Source organism: Neoaquamicrobium sediminum (assembly GCF_013240295.1).
Lineage (GTDB): Bacteria > Pseudomonadota > Alphaproteobacteria > Rhizobiales > Rhizobiaceae > Aerobium > Aerobium sediminum.
The window spans coordinates 1,603,538-1,620,465 of the sequence record NZ_JABETK010000001.1 but is presented as its reverse complement, the minus strand read 5'-3'; the positions used below and the strand labels follow the sequence as shown (position 1 = coordinate 1,620,465).

General features: G+C 63.8%; 14 protein-coding genes and 4 pseudogenes. 7 read left to right on the top strand and 11 right to left on the bottom strand.

The features are described from left to right. Positions 1-3: 3 nt before the first annotated feature. The 4 genes and pseudogenes from HK436_RS31235 to trxA all read left to right on the top strand — a co-directional run bounded on the left by HK436_RS31235 (position 4) and on the right by trxA (position 5,467). On the top strand, positions 4-330 hold the full coding sequence (locus HK436_RS31235; RefSeq protein ID WP_244648602.1) for a hypothetical protein: 327 nt from the start codon (positions 4-6) through the stop codon (positions 328-330). Between the two features lie 16 nt (positions 331-346). Then, positions 347-1,549 (top strand): annotated as a pseudogene (gene addB / locus HK436_RS31230) (double-strand break repair protein AddB); the annotation flags it as partial. Then, positions 1,546-5,071, top strand: a pseudogene (gene addA / locus HK436_RS33985) (double-strand break repair helicase AddA). The pseudogenes addB and addA, both read left to right, overlap by 4 nt. Positions 5,072-5,143: 72 nt before the next feature. Then, positions 5,144-5,467 carry a thioredoxin gene (gene trxA / locus HK436_RS07855; RefSeq protein WP_173188623.1) on the top strand — a complete coding sequence of 108 codons (324 nt, stop codon included), beginning with the start codon at positions 5,144-5,146 and terminating at the stop codon, positions 5,465-5,467. 55 nt (positions 5,468-5,522) lie between these two features. Here the strand turns inward: trxA and HK436_RS07850 are convergent, their stop codons facing one another. Genes HK436_RS07850 through HK436_RS07820 form a run of 7 tightly spaced genes read right to left on the bottom strand, consistent with a single transcriptional unit; the run spans position 5,523 to position 11,645 of the window. Continuing rightward, positions 5,523-6,860: a bifunctional folylpolyglutamate synthase/dihydrofolate synthase gene (locus tag HK436_RS07850; protein WP_173188621.1), complete on the bottom strand. Its 1,338-nt coding sequence runs from the start codon at positions 6,858-6,860 to the stop codon at positions 5,523-5,525. Positions 6,861-6,903: 43 nt separating this feature from the next. Next, positions 6,904-7,827 carry an acetyl-CoA carboxylase, carboxyltransferase subunit beta gene (accD, locus tag HK436_RS07845; RefSeq protein ID WP_173188619.1) on the bottom strand — a complete coding sequence of 308 codons (924 nt, stop codon included), beginning with the start codon at positions 7,825-7,827 and terminating at the stop codon, positions 6,904-6,906. Positions 7,828-7,872: 45 nt separating this feature from the next. Further along, on the bottom strand, positions 7,873-8,712 hold the full coding sequence (gene trpA, locus HK436_RS07840) for a tryptophan synthase subunit alpha (protein ID WP_173188617.1): 840 nt from the start codon (positions 8,710-8,712) through the stop codon (positions 7,873-7,875). A gap of 3 nt (positions 8,713-8,715) precedes the next feature. Further along, positions 8,716-9,045 carry a divalent-cation tolerance protein CutA gene (gene cutA, locus HK436_RS07835; protein WP_173188615.1) on the bottom strand — a complete coding sequence of 110 codons (330 nt, stop codon included), beginning with the start codon at positions 9,043-9,045 and terminating at the stop codon, positions 8,716-8,718. 1 nt (position 9,046) lies between these two features. Then, complete coding sequence (gene trpB / locus HK436_RS07830; protein WP_173188613.1) at positions 9,047-10,267, bottom strand: tryptophan synthase subunit beta; 1,221 nt, start codon at positions 10,265-10,267, stop codon at positions 9,047-9,049. Positions 10,268-10,293: 26 nt separating this feature from the next. Beyond that, the gene (locus HK436_RS07825) at positions 10,294-10,953 is read right to left on the bottom strand and encodes a phosphoribosylanthranilate isomerase (protein WP_173188611.1); all 660 of its coding nucleotides are present in this window, start codon (positions 10,951-10,953) and stop codon (positions 10,294-10,296) included. Between the two features lie 32 nt (positions 10,954-10,985). Next, on the bottom strand, positions 10,986-11,645 hold the full coding sequence (locus HK436_RS07820; RefSeq protein ID WP_173188609.1) for a hypothetical protein: 660 nt from the start codon (positions 11,643-11,645) through the stop codon (positions 10,986-10,988). A 134-nt stretch (positions 11,646-11,779) separates the two neighbouring features. Between HK436_RS07820 and HK436_RS07815 the strand changes: the two genes are divergently transcribed. Next, positions 11,780-11,998, top strand: coding sequence for a hypothetical protein (locus HK436_RS07815; protein WP_173188607.1), 219 nt, complete (start codon positions 11,780-11,782; stop codon positions 11,996-11,998). Here HK436_RS07815 and HK436_RS07810 read toward each other — a convergent pair whose 3' ends face one another. The 4 genes and pseudogenes from HK436_RS07810 to HK436_RS07795 form a co-directional block, all read right to left on the bottom strand. After that, positions 11,999-12,763 (bottom strand): M48 family metallopeptidase, encoded by a 765-nt coding sequence (locus HK436_RS07810; RefSeq protein ID WP_173188605.1) that lies wholly within the window; start codon positions 12,761-12,763, stop codon positions 11,999-12,001. It abuts the gene before it with no gap. A 112-nt stretch (positions 12,764-12,875) separates the two neighbouring features. Then, positions 12,876-13,319 (bottom strand): annotated as a pseudogene (locus HK436_RS07805) (DUF2852 domain-containing protein); the annotation flags it as partial. A 106-nt stretch (positions 13,320-13,425) separates the two neighbouring features. After that, positions 13,426-14,580, bottom strand: coding sequence for a benzoate/H(+) symporter BenE family transporter (locus tag HK436_RS07800; RefSeq protein WP_173188603.1), 1,155 nt, complete (start codon positions 14,578-14,580; stop codon positions 13,426-13,428). Beyond that, a complete protein-coding gene (locus HK436_RS07795) occupies positions 14,580-15,362 on the bottom strand; it encodes an alpha/beta hydrolase (RefSeq protein ID WP_376769136.1) in 783 nt (260 codons plus the stop codon). The genes HK436_RS07800 and HK436_RS07795 overlap by 1 nt, the downstream gene beginning before the upstream one ends. A gap of 215 nt (positions 15,363-15,577) precedes the next feature. Here HK436_RS07795 and infC point away from each other — a divergent pair. Then, a pseudogene (gene infC, locus HK436_RS07790) lies at positions 15,578-16,113 on the top strand (translation initiation factor IF-3). Positions 16,114-16,234: 121 nt separating this feature from the next. Further along, on the top strand, positions 16,235-16,888 hold the full coding sequence (locus HK436_RS07785) for a methyltransferase family protein (protein ID WP_173188601.1): 654 nt from the start codon (positions 16,235-16,237) through the stop codon (positions 16,886-16,888). Positions 16,889-16,928 lie beyond the last annotated feature (40 nt).

Genomic DNA, 16,928 nt, shown 5'->3' with positions numbered 1-16,928 from the left:
GCCATGAAGGCGCTGTCTGCCTTGCGCGGCAATGGCGTGCCGATTGCCGCGCTCGTCCGGATGTCGGTCGAGTGCTTCGAAGCGCTTGGCCGCGACGCCGATGGATCGCTGACAGAACTTTATCGCGGCGATGCGGGCGAGGCCTTCGCTTCCTTCCTGCGCTCGCTGGCCGGCACCGGCGTCTCGCTCGATGTCGAGGCAGGGCAGTGGCCGGACGTGTTCGAGGCACTGATCGCCGGCGCCACGGTCAAGCCCTCGGTGACCGGCGACAGCCGCGTCGCGATCTGGGGGCGCTTGAGGCGCGGCTTCAGTCGGTCGATACGCTTGTGATCGGGGGCTCAATGAAGGCTCGTGGCCGCGCAAGGCGGAGCCCGATCCGTTCATGTCGCGGTTCATGAAGGCCGGCATGGAGCTGGAGCCGCCGGAACGGCGTATCGGTCAGGCCGCGCATGATTTCGTCATGGCAATGGGTGCGCCCGAAATCGTCCTGAGCCGGGCGGCGCGCGCCGGCGACGCACCCGCGCTCGCGTCGCGCTGGCTGCAGAGGCTGAAGACTTTTGCCGGCGAAGAAGCCGTCGAATCCATGGCTGCGCGCGGTCGTACCCTGCTCGAATGGGCGCGCGAGCTGGACAAGGCCGAGCCCGTCCCCTTTGCGCCGCGGCCTTCACCCAAGCCGCCGCTTGCGCTGAGGCCCCAACGTTTCTCCGTCACCGAGATCGAGACCCTGCGCCGGGACGCCTATGCGGTCTATGCACGGCGCATCCTGAAGCTGGAGCCGCTGGAGCCCCTGTTGCGCGATCCAGGAGCGGCGGAACGCGGCACGCTGTTCCACGACATTGTGCACGCATTCGCAATGTCCGGCACCGATCCGTTTGCGCCCGAGGCGGAAGCGCGTCTGATCGAGATCGGCCGCGACCTGTTCGATCGCGCAGCACTTCCGGCCGACATCGACGCAGTCTGGTGGCCGCGCTTCGTGCGCATGGCGAGCCACTTCATCGTGTGGGAGCGGGGCCGGCCTCCGGGCATAAAGGGCAGGCTCGCCGAAGTGAAGGCAGACGCCACGCCCGTCGGCGCGACCGGCGTCTCGCTTTCCGGCCGCGCTGACCGCATCGATCTGAGGGCAGCCGGCATGGCCGACATCCTCGACTTCAAGACCGGATCGTCCCCGTCCAAGGCGCAGGCGCATACGCTCCTGTCGCCCCAACTGGCGCTGGAAGGCGCGCTCCTGATGCGCGGCGCCTTTGCCGATGCGGGCGCGGCCACGCCCGCGGAACTTGCCCATGTGCGCATGAAGGCCAATGGCGAGGTCGTCGAGGAATCGATCCTCGAATACAACCGGCAGGTCAAATCCGCCGATCAGCTATCGACCGAGGCGTGGGAGCGGCTGGAACTTCTTCTGGCCCATTACGGCAGCGAAAAGACCGGCTATCTGTCGCGGGCATTGCCTTTCCGCGAGGGCGATACGAGCGGGTATTACGACCATCTCGCACGCGTGCTGGAATGGTCGGCCGGTGGGGACGGCCCGGGTGATGGGAGCGAGGGCGAATGAGCGCGCGGCTCACGGTCCCGGAGGATACGCGTACGGCGCAGGCTACGGCCTCGATGCCAGGCGTCTCTGCCTGGGTATCGGCCAATGCCGGCTCGGGAAAGACGCACGTGCTCTCGCAGCGGGTCATCCGACTGTTGCTGGGCGGTGCGGAGCCGTCGCGCGTTCTCTGCCTCACCTATACGCGGGCCGCTGCGGCGAATATGGCGAACCGGGTCTTTGCTAGCCTCGCGCGCTGGACAACCCTGGACGAAGACAAGCTTGCGACAGAACTGGCGGAACTTGACGGAAGAAGCCCGGATCAGAAGCGCCTGCGCTTTGCCCGCCAGCTTTTTGCGCGCGCGCTGGAGACGCCCGGCGGACTGAAAATCCAGACCATCCACGCCTTCTGCGAGGCGGTGCTGCATCAGTTCCCGCTGGAAGCGAACATTGCCGGCCATTTCCAGTTGCTGGACAGCAGCCAGATGGAGGCGGCACTGGTGGCCGAGGCGCGCCGCGAAATGGTCGCGCTGGCTGCCGGCGATGGCCAGCCGGAACTTGCCGAAGCGTTTGCAAGCGTGTTGGCCTATGGCGGTGAAAGCGGGCTCGAATCCCTGCTCGGTGCCATCATCGCGCAGCGTGGCGCCTTAGGCCGCTTCATCGCGCAGGCGGGTGAGGCCGACACGCGCTTTCGCCCGCTCTTTGCCGAATTTGGATTTGCCGACGGGGAAACGCCGGCCACCTTGGCCGAAACCATCTGGCCCGACCCCTATTTCAATCCGTCCCTGGCCAACGCGATCGGCAGCCGGGCGACGGCGGCCGGCAAGGCGATTGCGGAGACATTCTCGACCGATCTTTCAGGCGCCTGCGCGCTCGCCGATCCTGTCGAGCGGCTGAAGACCTTGCGAACGATCTTCCTGACCAGGAAGGCCGGTGTCTGGTCGCCGAAATCCGCGACACGGATCATGGCCAAGGGTGTCGGCGAGTATTTTCCGGAGTTCGCGCAGGAGTTCCAACGATTTGCCTCAGTGATCGAGACGGCCTGCGACCGCGTCGCGCTCCTGTCCATGCTTGAGGCTACCCGTGCGGCGCTGGTTCTCGCAGACTGGCTGATAGCACGTTACGAACGCCTCAAGAGTGCGCGCGGCTTCCTCGACTTCAACGACCTCATCGCGCGCACGCGGCGCTGCTATCCCGCGAGGATGCCGGCGCCTGGGTGCAGTACAAGCTCGACAAGGGCATAGACCACATCCTGCTCGACGAGGCGCAGGATACGAGCCCGGACCAGTGGGCGGTGGTCAACGCGCTCGCAGCCGAGTTCTTTTCCGGGCAAGGCGCGCGCGAGAACGAGAGCCGAACCGTATTTGCGGTGGGCGACGAAAAGCAGTCGATCTATTCCTTTCAGGGTGCGGAGCCCGATCCTTTGCGCTCAGTGGGCGGACCTTCCGTGATCGCGTTCTGGCGGCTCGCGGGGCGTTCGAGCAGGTCAAGCTCACCCGTTCTTTCCGCTCGACGGAGGATGTGCTTTCGGCGGTCGATCTCGTCTTTGCTTCCGAGGTGGCCCGCGACGGCCTCACCCGCGACCCCGAGCCGGTCGAGCATCTGGCCATTCGCGAGAACGCGCCGGGCCATGTCGAACTATGGGCATCGCTCAGCCCCATGGTGGTCGAGGAGCCCGACGACTGGACCGAGGCGATCGATCATGCGTCCGCGCCCGCCGTGCGGCTCGCGCGCCAGATCGCCGACACCGTGGCACACTGGTTGTCGTCGGATGAAATGATCCCGGGTCGTGGCAGACGTCTGACGCCCGGCGACGTGATGGTGCTGGTCAGGAAGCGCGATCGCTTCATCCACGCGCTCGGCCGCGAACTGAAGACGCGCGGCATTCCCGTGGCAGGCGCCGACCGGCTGATGCTGACCGGCCATATAGCCGTGCAGGATCTGATGGCGGTTGCACGTGTCGCCCTGCAGCCGGAGGACGATCTCTCGCTTGCGGCATTGCTCAAGAGCCCGGCGTTCGGGTTCAGCGAAGAGATGCTGTTCGAGCTGGCTGCGAGGCGGCCGGAGGGCCGCTCCTTGCTTTCAGCGATGCGGGCCGCCGGCGAGAGTGACGACGCAATAGCCCAGGCCTGGCAAACGCTGACTCGCTGGAGAAATGAAGCCGGCTACAGGCCGCCATTCGAGTTCTTCGCCAACCTGCTTGCCCGAGATGGCTTGCGCCGAAAGTTCATAGCCCGGCTGGGGCCGGAGGCGGGCGACGTGGTCGACGAGTTCCTCAATTTCTGTCTTGCCGCCGAAAGGACCGGCGTGAACAGCCTTGAGGCGCTGATTGCTTTGCTCGACGGCGGCGGCCCGGAAATCAAGCGCGAGATGGATCAGACCCGCGGCGAGGTGCGTATCATGACGGCTCATGCCGCTAAGGGGCTGGAGGCACCCGTCGTGTTTCTCGTCGACAGCGGCTCGGCGGCCTTTTCCGACAGTCACCTTCCGCGCCTCGTGCCCTTTGCCGCGCCATCCGGCGGTTGGGTCGGCAACGGGTTTCTGTGGCGCGCCACCGCCGACATGAACAACAGCTTCGCTCTCGGCTTGTCGGCATCCGCCCGTCGCAAGGCCGAGCAGGAATATCGGCGTCTCCTTTATGTGGGCATGACACGTGCCGAGGACCGGTTGGTTATCTGTGGCTACCATGGAAAGCGCGGCCAGGCGGAAGGGAGCTGGCACGCGATGGCGCGCGATGCGCTCATGGCGTCCCCGCATACGAGCGAAGTGCGGAATCCTGCCACAGGCGAAACCGTCCTGCGTTACCAAGTGACGAAAACAGGTGCGGTCGTCGCGGCGCAGGGGATCGTCGAGAAGCCGGGTTCGGCAAATCCGCCGCCGACCGCCCTGTACCAACCGTTACCGCCCGCCCCTTTGTTGCCCCGCCCGCTGTCGCCGTCGGGTGCCGGTGTGACGGTCGAACGCGATGCGGACGTCGTGCCCGGGTCCCGCTCGCCGGTACTCGACGCGCCCGCCGCGCAGTCCTATGCGCTCGAGCGCGGGCTGGCGGTGCACAGGCTGCTGCAGGTTCTGCCGGCGGTACCCTTCGCCGAACGCGCCGCCGCCGGGAGCCGCTATCTTGCGCGCATCGGAAATGCCTGGCCGGATGGTGAGGCTGAACGATTATGGGACTCCGTCGATACCGTGCTGCACGATCCCGGTTTCGCCGCGATTTTCGATGACGGGTCGCGCGCCGAAGTGGAAATCATGGGCCGCGTGGCGCTCGGAAGCGGAGAACGCGCCGTCTCAGGACGCATCGACAGGCTTGTCATCACCGAAGATGCAGTGCTGATCGTCGACTACAAGACCAATCGTCCGCCGCCCGGCAGCCTGCGCGAAGTGCCGGAAACGCATATAGCTCAGATGGCGCTATATAGAGCGCTTCTAGCACCGCTCTATCCGGGTCGTGAAATCCGGGCTGCCCTTGTCTACACCGAGGCGCCGGTGTTGATTGCCGTGTCGGCGAAGACGATGGACGACGCGCTTGCCCGACTCACCCATGCGTGACAGAACAATGCTTGAATGGGGCTTCCGAGAGTCCCACATATCTGGCGACACAATCCTATCAAGGAGACCCACATGGCCACCGTCACCACAGACAAGAACACCTTCCAGGCCGAAGTGCTCCAGGCTTCCGAGCCTGTGGTGGTCGATTTCTGGGCAGAATGGTGCGGCCCCTGCAAGATGATTGCGCCCGCGCTCGAGGAAATTTCCACGGAACTCGGCGGCAAGGTGAAGATCGCCAAGCTGAACATCGACGAGAACCCGGAACTCGCCGCACAGTACGGTGTGCGCTCTATTCCGACGCTGATGCTCTTCAAGGACGGCGAAGTCGCCGACATGAAGGTTGGCGCCGCTCCCAAGACCGCGCTCTCGGCATGGATCGGTGGCGCCGTCGCCTGACGGTCAGGCAGGTACCGACAAAAAGCCCGGCCTTTGCGTCGGGCTTTTTCTTTGATCACACAGGCGGAGTACCGTTTTTCGCCAGCACTTCGCCGACAAGGTAGAGCGATCCCGAGATCAGGATGCGCGGGGGATGCTCCGGATCGTCCCAGGCGTCCCGCAGCAGCATCAGAGCGTTCTCGACTGATGCAACCGGTTCGGCAGCAAGCCCCGCCGCAATGGCACGGGCGGCCAGCTCATCGTTGGGTATGCCTGCATCGCTCTCATTGACCGGCACCGTGAAGACGTGCCGCACCATGCCGACGAAGTTGTGAAAATAGCCGGTCTGGTCCTTGGTATTGATCATGCCGGCGATCAGCACCAGCGGCAGGGGCCGCTTTTCCTCCTGGTCGGCCAGTGCCTCGGCCACGGCCGCGCCTGCACCGGGATTGTGTCCACCATCGATCCAGATTTCGGCGCCGCGTGGTGCGAGATCCACCAGCCGCCCCTCGGTCAGCTTCTGCATGCGCCCCGGCCAGTAGACGCGCGCCATCGCCGCTTCGGCAACGCGGTGGCCGATCTCGAAGCCGGCCGCCTTGACGGCGGCAATGGCTGCGGCAGCGTTGGCATATTGATGTCTGCCGGGCAGGCGTGGCGGCGTTACGTCGAACAGCCCATCATCGTCCTGATAGATCAACCGGCCGTTTTCCTCGAAGGCCAGAAAATCCTGCCCGTAAACGAAAAGCGGGCAGTCGAGGCGGTCGGCGGTTTCGATCAGGACATCGCGCGCGTCCTCGTATTCCTGCGCGCCGATGACCACCGGGCATGAGGGCTTCATGATCCCGGCCTTTTCGGCAGCGATCAATTCCACCCGGTCGCCGAGATAGGCTTCGTGGTCGAGCGAGATCGGCATGATGAGGCTGACCGCCGGCCGGGCGATCACGTTGGTGGCGTCGAAGCGTCCGCCCAGTCCCACCTCGACGATTGCCACGTCTGCCGGATGTTCGGAGAACAGCAGGAACATCGTCGCGGTGAGGATTTCGAAGACGGTGATCGTCTCGCCCTGATTGGCCTCGGCAACGCGGGCAACCGCGTCAGCCAGCACCGAATCCTCGACCAGCCGGCTGCCGCCGGGCGCGCCGATGCGATAGCGCTCGTGCCAGTTGACCAGGTGCGGCGAGGTATGGACGTGGCAGCTCAGACCCGATGCCTCGATCAGAGCGCGCGAAAATGCGGCGGCCGAGCCCTTGCCGTTGGTGCCGGCGATATGGATCACCGGCGGCATGCGATCCTGGGGGTTGCCCAACCGCTCCAGCAGTCGCGAAATGCGGTCCAGCGAAAGGTCGAAACCCTTCGGATGAAGGGTCATCAGGCGCTCGATCTCGCGCTCTGCGGCGTGTGCTTGCGTGGTCATCGTGACCAATCCCGGCGTCGTTGCAGGGCTTTCGACCCCAAGATCATGCTTCCGGGCGGTTCTCTACGGCCGGTTCGGCAGGCGGGGGCAGGACTTCCATCTCGGGGTCTGCCACCACCTTTTCCTTGACCAGTATCTTCAGAAGCCGCGCCACGGTTTCCTTCATCTCCAGCCGCGACACGACCATGTCGACCATGCCGTGCTCCATCAGATATTCGGAGCGCTGGAAGCCTTCGGGAAGCTTCTCGCGGATAGTCTGCTCGATCACGCGGGCGCCGGCAAAGCCGATCACCGCGCCCGGCTCGGCGATATGGATGTCGCCCAGCATGGCGTACGAAGCAGTGACACCGCCCGTAGTGGGGTTGGTCAGCACCACGATATAGGGCAGGCCGGCTTCCTTCAGACGATCCACGGCAACGGTCGTGCGCGCGAGCTGCATCAGCGAGAGGATACCCTCCTGCATGCGCGCGCCGCCCGAGGCCGAGAACAGCACCATCGGGCGCTTCAGTTCGACGGCGGTCTCGAACGCCTTCACAATCGCCTCGCCGGCCGCCATGCCGAGCGAACCGCCCATGAAGGCGAAATCCTGCACGGTGACGACGATCGGCAGGCCCTCGATGGCGCCGGTGGCCGAAAGCACCGCGTCTTCCAGGCCGGTCTTGGTCCGGTAGTCCCGGAGGCGGTCGGTGTAGCGCTTCTCGTCCCGGAACTTCAGCGGATCGGCCGCGACCTTGGGGTTCTCGATCAGCTCGTAGGCGCCGTTGTCGAGAAACGCCTTGAGGCGTTCCTTCGCCGAAATCTTCATGTGGTAGCCGGAAGACGGGATAACCCACTGGTTCCCCTCCAGCTCGGTGTGGAACACCATTTCGCCGGTCTCCGGATCCTTGATCCAGAGATTTTCCGGCATCTCGCGGCGGCCGAGGAAGGAATTGATCTTCGGGCGGACGAAATTGGTGATCCAGTTCATGGCGATGTCCTCGATACTGCGTACAGGCTCTAGATGGAGCGTCTATCAGGCCGGAGCAAGGCGGGCACGCCGAACACCGTGCGCCAGCCCGTCGACCAGGGTCGCAACCGCCTCGGCGGGGTCGGCGACCAACTTTCCGTCCGCCCCGATGACATTTGCGACGGCGTTGACGATCGCGGTGCCGACCACCACGCCATCCGCGGAAGCCCCGATCGCGCGCGCCTGCTCCGCCGTCTTGACGCCGAAGCCCACACAAACCGGCAGCTCGGTATGCGCCTTGATGCGCGCGACGGCCGAGCCGACCTTGCTCGTGTCGGGCAGGGCTGAGCCGGTGATGCCCGTCATCGACACGTAATAGACGAAGCCCGAGGTGTTTTCGAGCACCTTGGGTAGGCGCTTGTCATCCGTCGTGGGCGTGGCGAGACGGATGAAGTTGATGCCGGCCTTCACCGCCGGAATGCACAGCTCGTTGTCCATTTCCGGCGGCAGGTCGACGATGATGAGCCCGTCAATGCCCGCCTCTTTCGCGTCTTTGAGGAAGCGATCCACACCGTAGATGAAGATCGGATTATAGTAGCCCATCATCACGATCGGAGTCTCGTCGTCCCCTTCGCGGAACTCGCTCGCCATGCGCAGCGTCTTGGCCAGCGTCTGACCGCTCTTGAGTGCGCGCAGACCTGCCGCCTGAATTGCGGGACCGTCCGCCATCGGGTCGGAAAACGGCATGCCAAGCTCGATCACGTCGGAGCCCGCCTTGGGCAGCGCCTTCATGATCGCCAGGGAGGTGTCATAGTCGGGGTCGCCGCCCATGAAATAGGTCACGAGCGCCGGCCGGCCCTCGGCCTTCAGTTTCGCCATGCGGCGGTCGATGCGGGTATCGGTCATGGATCAGGGTTCCCTGGTTTCGGCGGCCAGCCAGTCGGCATAGCCCGCGTCGATGGCAACCAGTTCGGTCGCGCCGATCGACGGCGTCTCGTAAGGATGGATGGACTTTGCGAGCTCGACAATCGCTTCGAAATGAGCGGAGCGCGCTTTCAGCAGCAGTGGGATCTCGTCGGCCCGCGCCACCGCGCCCTTCCATCGATAGACGCTGGAAATCTGCGGAAAGACATTGGCGCACGCGGCGAGCCTGTCGCCGACCGCCGCTTCCGCTATGCGTTCGGCAATGGCGCGATCGGGACAGTTGATCCAGATGTCGACGAATTGCGCGCCGGCCAACTCAGATCTCCATGCCCATCATCTTGGCTACGGTGTGCACGTCCTTGTCGCCCCGACCGGAGAGGTTGACGACGATGATCTCGTCCTTGCCCATTTTCGGAGCGATCTTCATCGCGTGCGCGATGGCGTGGGACGATTCGAGTGCCGGGATGATGCCCTCGGTCCGCGTGGTAAGTTGGAAAGCCTCCATCGCCTCGTCGTCCATGATCGGCACATAATCGACACGGCCGCTGTCGCGCAGCCACGAATGCTCAGGGCCTACACCCGGATAATCGAGACCGGCCGAGATCGAATGGCCGTCCAGTATCTGCCCGTCATCGTTTTGCAGCAGATAGGTTCGGTTGCCGTGCAGCACGCCGGGTCTTCCGGCATTCATCGAGGCGCAATGTTCGTCGCCGTCGAGCCCGTGCCCACCGGCCTCGATGCCGATGATCTTGACGTCCTTGTCGTCGAGGAAGGGGTGAAAGATGCCGATCGCGTTGGATCCGCCGCCGACGGCGGCGATCACCACATCGGGCAACCGGCCTTCCTGCTCCAGGATCTGGCCGCGCGCCTCGGTCCCGATCACCGACTGGAATTCGCGCACGAGTTCCGGATAGGGGTGCGGGCCGGCCGCGGTGCCGATCAGGTAATAGGTGTCCTCGACATTGGTGACCCAGTCGCGCAACGCCTCGTTCATGGCGTCCTTGAGCGTGCCGTGGCCGGCCGAAACCGGCTTCACCTCCGCACCGAGCAGCTTCATGCGGAAGACGTTGGGCTTCTGACGCTCGACATCGGTGGCGCCCATATAGACAACGCAAGGAAAGCCGAACCGCGCCGCGACGGTGGCCGAGGCCACGCCGTGCTGGCCGGCGCCGGTTTCCGCGATGATGCGCTTACGGCCCATCCGCTTGGCCAGAAGGATCTGCCCGAGGCAGTTGTTGATCTTGTGCGAGCCGGTGTGGTTGAGGTCCTCGCGCTTGAAGTAGATCTTCGCGCCGCCGAGATGCCGGCTCAGCCCTTCCGCGAAATAGAGCTTCGAAGGTCTGCCGGCGTAATGCGTCGACAGTGCCTGCAGCTCGGCCTTGAATTCAGGATCGTTCTTGGCTTCGTTCCAGTGGGACTCGAGATCGAGGATCAGTGGCATCAGCGTTTCGGCAACGAAACGACCGCCGAACATACCGAACATGCCCTGCTCGTCGGGGCCGGTACGGAACGAATTGGGGGTCACAGGCTGGTTCACGGCCGGTCTCCTCGGGAACGGTCCCGTCAGGCGGCGCTTCTGCCCCGTGCAATCCTGACGGATTTGAAGAAATCTTCGATCAACGCCGTGTCCTTGACGCCCGGTGCACTTTCCACGCCCGACGAGATGTCTATGCCGGGCGGGTTCGCTAACCTCAGCGCGTCGCCGATATTGGCGGCGTTCAATCCTCCCGAAAGCATGTAATCGATGCTCGGGTCAAGGCCTGCCAGCAGACGCCAGTCGAACGAAACGCCGTTGCCGCCGGGAAGTTCTGACCCCCTGGGAGGCTTGGCGTCGAACAGGAACCGGTCCGCGACCCCACGCCAGGGGGCGATCCGGTCGAAATCAGCCGCCGCGCTGACCGAAAAGGCCTTCATCACCGGCAGGCCGTAGCGCGCCTTGACCTCGGCCACGCGTTCGGGGCTTTCCTTGCCATGAAGCTGCAGCATGTCCGGCGCCATTGCCTGGACGATCGCGTCGAGAAACGCGTCGTCCGCGTCGACGGTAACGGCCACCGCCTGCGCCTTGCCTCTCGCGGCCAGCCGTAGAGCACCCGCCTGCTCCGGTGCCACGTTGCGAGGGCTCTTGGCGAAGAAGATGAAGCCGACATGCGAGGCGCCGCCCGCAACGGCAGCATCCAGCGTCTCCGGCGTCTTCAGTCCGCATATCTTGATGTCGAAGGTCATACGTTTCTTATCGGCACGAAAAACGGCAGATTTCAAGAAGCTGCCACGAGACCGAGCACGATGCCGCCAATGATGCCGAGCAGCAGCACGGCGGGAGCCAGAAGCAGCGAACGCACAACGGTCTGACGTGCGTAGTCGCGAAAGAAGATATACTGCACGGCCAGAAACCAGAGGGTCACCGCCGCGAACGCGGCATAGACGGGCATGGAATCGTGCTGGATGTTGACCAGCGTCGGCGATGCGATCAGCGCGAAAGGGGCGCAGATATAGCACTGCAGATAAAATGGCGTTCGCAGCGTTTCGCGAGAGATAGAGCCCGGCGTCAGCAGGTCGAGCAGCAGCGCGCCGCAGAGCGGAAAAAACGAAAACACCACCATCCTGTAGAAGATCAGGAAGAACCATGAGCTCGTAAGCAGGCTGCCGATGGTTGTCCCAAGCAACAGGGCGCGCTGTTCGTCGGTGAAGGGAGTGAGGAGCGTACCGATGGTGATCGAGATGAAGATCATGAGCGCCGGGCGCATGGCCTCCGAAAAGGCCACGTCTGGATCGCCTCGCGATTCGGCGTAGACATATTGCAGTGTTGAAGCCGGGCGCACGATCATGCGCAGCAGTGTCAGTGGATAGAAAAGTATCCACATCATCACATCGTAGATGCCCTGCTCGACTGCCTTGGCGAAATTGAAGAAGTCCAATCCGGCCTCCGGGGACGCGCAACGTGGCAACGCTTGCCATGAAATGCCGACCAAGTCGAGAAACCCGGCGGTTCAATCCGATGGCGTCATGGTCTAGGTTTAGACCTGATCCAGCGAGGCGGGAGAAGGTGGCGATGAGCGATAACGAAACGATGAAGGTGCGCGCAAAGCTGGAGCAGGCCCGCTCCGTAATCGCATCGCTGCTCGGCGATGGTCTGGCAGCCGGTTCCGAAGGCCAGCGCGCGCTCGACTATTTCGCAAGCGATCGGTTCGAGCCCGATTTCCTACCGTGGCCTCGAACCGCCTCCGAAGGCACCCGCCCCGAAGACCTCAACGCCGCGAACGATGATTGACTAAGCGAACTGTATCGCCTGCAAGGAGCCGCCATTGCGTTTGAGCCATGCGCGGGCCTCGTCCGTTCGTGGGCAGAGTTCGCGACACAGTGCCCAGAACTTCGGCCCGTGGTTCATTTCACGCAGATGCGCGACCTCGTGGGCAACGAGATAGTCGATCACCGTCGGGGGCGCCATCATGATGCGCCACGAGAAGGACAGGCTGCCATCGGCCGTGCAGGACCCCCAGCGTGAAGAGGTATCCTTGAAGCGCACAGCTTTCGCCGCCCTGCCGACGGCTGCGGTGTGCTTGGCCACCAGCGCCTCGATGTCGCGCCTGGCCTCGCGCTTGAGGAAGTCTGCTAGACGCCGGGGCAGATGCCGCCGCTCTCCGTGCACGAAAAGCGCAGGCACATCGTCTTGCCGGCCCACGGTGACGGTTCCGCGCTTGCCCGGTTCGTGGACGATGAGATGAGGCACGCCTCGTAGCGGGATCTTGATACCCGTCCGCACCTGCGGCTGATCCGGCACCTTGGCGAGTTTCGTCTCCAGCCAGCCCTGGTGTCGGTCGAGAAAGCGCTCGACCTCGCCGCGCGCCAGACCGGGCGGCACCGTGATCCGCAGCCCCCGACCGCCCGCATCGATGCGCAGCGTCAAACGCTTGGCACGGTCGTTCTCGACGATCCGCAGCGGCAATTCGCGGCTTCCGACCACGTGAAGGCGCTCCTGCGCAACGCTGCGCGTTGCCTTCGTCGTGCGGGATTGTCTGAGAAAGCCAAGGACCATGTCGATAATCTATCCGATTCGCCGTGGTGGTGGAGTGACAGCAAATACGCTCAAACGAAAACGGCGCTGGAGATTTCCAGCGCCGTTTCCGGGAGGATGCACTTGCGTGCAAACCAGTATCAGACTTCGTCGAGCAGGCCTTCGCCACCCTTCTTGCCCTTGCGGGGGCAGGGGTAGACTTCGAGCGTTCGGCCATGAAGCGGTCAAACTCCTGCTGGTCCTTCGCCCGGCGAAGTTCGCGGGCATAGTCGTCGAATTCCTCGCGCATTTCGTCGAGCTTGCGACGCTCTTCAGCGAGGCGCTCGAGTTCCTTGGCGCGCCAGTCGTCGAAAGCGACGTTTCCTGTCCGTGCGTGCATGTGTGCTCCTTTCCGGCAAGAGCCGAAAAAGCTTTCGCGGGTCCTGCTCCAGTCACCCTTGAAATCTTCAAGGCGATCGCCCCACAGAATGTAGGCGAGCATGGCAAGGCCGAGCGGCCAGAACACCATGAAACCAACGACCATCAGCGCGATGGTGGCAGGCGTCCACGCAGGACGGATCAGAGCGGTCTTGGTCATGATCATCCGTTCCCTTTGGTTGGGCGCAGCCCCGATCGGCTGCATGATTTCGAAATGGGAACGGCCAAATCGCCATTCAAGACTGGGCAGTGGAAAACCGGATAAGCTACTGTTTGGAAAAGCGGATTTTCGCTGCGTCCAGCGCCAGAACGACTATGCCGGCGACCAGGCCCCAGAAGGCGGAGCCGATCCCGGCCGCTGTGAGGCCGGACGCGGTGACCGCGAACGCGACCGTCGCGGCGATGCGATCGCCCGGTTCGGCGATGGCGATCGACAGCGCGTTAGCAAGTGGCGCCAGGAGGCCGAGTCCGGCGACGAGCACGATGAGGCTCGGCGGCAGCACGGCAAAAAGTGACACGAGCGATGCGCCGAACAAGGCGAAGACCAGATAGGTCAGCGCGTAGAATGGGCCTGTCAGCCAGCGCTTCTCCCGGTCGGGATGCGCATCCGGCCCGGTGCAGATCGCGGCCGAGATCGCTGCCAGATTGGTAGTGATTGCGCCGAATGGTGCGGAAACCAGCGAGAAGAAACCGGTTACCGCAATCAGCGGGCCGGCGGGCGGCTCGTAGCCCGACGCCCTGAGCACGGCGAGACCGGACAGGTTCTGCGACGCCATCGTTACCAGATAGAGCGGGATCGCCAGCCCGATGACCGCGGTTGGCGAGAATTCTGGCGTGATCCAGGTCAGGGTCGAGATTTCGACGGGCGGCAATGTCGGCACCCGGCCCGTCAGCCATGCCAGGACAACACCTCCGACGAGCACGAAAAGCACCGACATGGCGGGGCTGACCAGCCGGATCAGAAAGAATGCCGCCAAAAGCGGCAACACGAGGCTGGCATCCGCCTGCGCCGTTCTTGCCGCCGCCATCACGAAGCTGACGACGATGCCGGCAAGCATGCCCGAGGCGATCGAAGCCGGTATCCGCGAGATCAGGCGGGTCAGCGGCTTGAACAGACCTGTTGCGACCAGCAGCAGGGCGGCGACGATGAAGGCGCCAACGGCCTGCTCTATGGTGAAACCCGAACTCGCCGCGACCAGTGCGGCGCCCGGCGTCGACCATGCCGTCACCACCGGCATGCGGTAGCGCCATGAAAGCCAGGCCGTTTCGAAGGCCATTGCGAGGCAGACCGCCGCGACCCAGCTCGTCGTCTGCTCGCGGGTTGCGCCGACCGCGCTGGCCGCCGCGATGATCAGGGCGAGCGTTCCGCCGAAGCCGACGATTGCCGCGACGAACGCCGAAGCCGGAACGGATGTGCGCATCAGGAGCGTTCCGCCGCGCGTTCGACCAGGCCTTCAAGGGCGGCGACCATCATCGACAGGTCCTGCGGCCGCGACAGGCGATGGTCGCCGTCGCGAACCAGCGAAAGTGTCACGTCGTCGGCCGGCAGGTGCTCGACAAGCTTCAGCGCATGCTCGTAGGGTACGTCGGGATCGGCCATGCCCTGCAGGATATGCACCGGGCAGTGCGTATCGATGAGCCCGACCATGACCCGGTTCGCGCGCCCGTCCTCGAAAAGCGCGCGCGTGTAGATGTTGGGCTCCGGCGAATAGTCCGACTGCTCGGCGAAAAACCTTGTTCCTCGAGATCGCGGCGCTGGCTGTCGGCCAGCTGCGGCTCCATCAGCTCGACCGTGAAATCGGGCGCCGGCGCCAGAAGCAGCATGCCGGCGACGCGCTCCCCCTTCTCCGGCCTTGTGCAACTCCTGTACAATGCGCAGCGCGATCCAGGCGCCCATCGACGACCCGACGAGAATCTGCGGTCCGACCGTGCGCTGGCGGAAAACGGTGAGGCTCTGCGCGAGCCAGCGGGAGATCGTCCCGTCCGCAAATGCGCCACCCGATTCACCGTGACCCGAATAGTCGTGGCGGGTGAACGCATGGCCATGCTCCGCCGCCCATTGATCCAGCGTCTCGGCCTTCGTGCCCAGCATGTCGGAGCGATAGCCGCCGAGCCACACGATGCCTGGCGTCTTGCCGTTGCGGTGGCGCACGGCGATGCGGTCACCATCGACCGACAGGTATTCGGGAGTGCTGTTTGGCATGGACGAAACCTCCGGGCCTTCCTATATGACGAGCTTGCCGGCACGCCTACCCCCGTGACGATCACCGATGACGCTCGTTCCCTCGAGGCAAAGCGTTCAGGGGGCTCGTGATTCTTCCGCTCATGTGCTAATGACGGTCGCGCCGAGCGCGCTGCAAGGCATGCGCAGGCATATTCTACAACCAATCTCGTCAACGATTCGAGGAGACTACGACCATTCGCAGACCACACAGAGCCGCAGCCCCGGTCAAGGAAGGGCCGCGCGCAAATCTCGAGATTCGCGTTCCGCAGGTGCAGCTTATCGATGCCGAAGGTGTGAACCGCGGCGTCGTTTCAATCAATGATGCGCTGCTTGCCGCGGAAGACGCCGGCATGGATCTTGTCGAGATCGTGCCCCACGCCCAGCCTCCGGTGTGCAAGATCGCCGACCTCGGCAAGATGAAATATCAGAGCCAGAAGAAGGCCGCTGAGGCTCGCAAGCGCCAGAAGACCATCGAGATCAAGGAGATCAAGATGCGTCCGAACATCGACGACCACGACTACGAGACGAAGATGAAGGCCGTTCGCCGCTTCTTCGACGAAGGCGACAAGGTCAAGCTGACGCTTCGTTTCGCGGCCGCGAGATGGCGCATCTGGAGCTTGGCATGCAGCTCCTCAACCGGGTCAAGGAAGAGGTCGGCGAAATCGCCAAGGTCGAGGCCGAGCCGAAGCTCGAAGGTCGTCAGATGATGATGGTCCTGGCGCCTAAATGACGGCGCAGACCTCCTAAAACGGAAATATGGAAGGCCGCTTCGGCGGCCTTCTGCTTTTTTGCCACGATTGCGTTTCAATGCGCGGTGACGGGCAGGTAAACTTCGCGGGGAGGCGGTTTTGATGACCGACACCAGTCGCCACGCCACAAGGCAGGCCAAGTCTTACGACGAACTGCGTCGCTATCAACGCCGCCGGCGCTACGTACTCGCCTTGCTGATCGGTCTGATTTTCCTGGCGCTTTTATTTGTCCGCTCCGAGGCGGCTCCCGGGCAGGCGATGCACGAATACATGGAATGGATCGGCGGTGTGCTGATCCTGGTGGCCATCCTCGGTCGCACGTGGTGCACGCTTTATATTGGCGGACGCAAAAGCGCGGAGATTGTCACCGAGGGCCCGTACTCGGTGACCCGCAACCCTCTCTATGTGTTTTCCTCGATAGGCGCAGCAGGTATTGGCGCCATGACCGGCAGCATCATCATCGCGCTGGCCTTCGCTGTGCTCACATGGCTGGCTTTTCTGGCTGTGATCCAGGTCGAGGAGCGTTTCCTGGAGCAGAATTTCGGTGATCCCTACCTGCGCTATATGGAGCAGGTTCCCCGCTTCTTTCCCAAGCCCTGGCTTTTCAGGGAAAGTGAAATGCTCGCCGTGAAGCCCAAGCTGCTTTACCGTACCTTCACCGACGGCCTCTTTTTTGTGCTCGCCTTTCCGTTCTTCGAGTTGGTGGAAGGGCTTCAGGAGGCTGGAGTTCTGCCAGTGATCCTGCATGTCTGGTGAGCGGGCAGTCTTCTAATCGGCTGTTGCGCTTTTTCGGGCT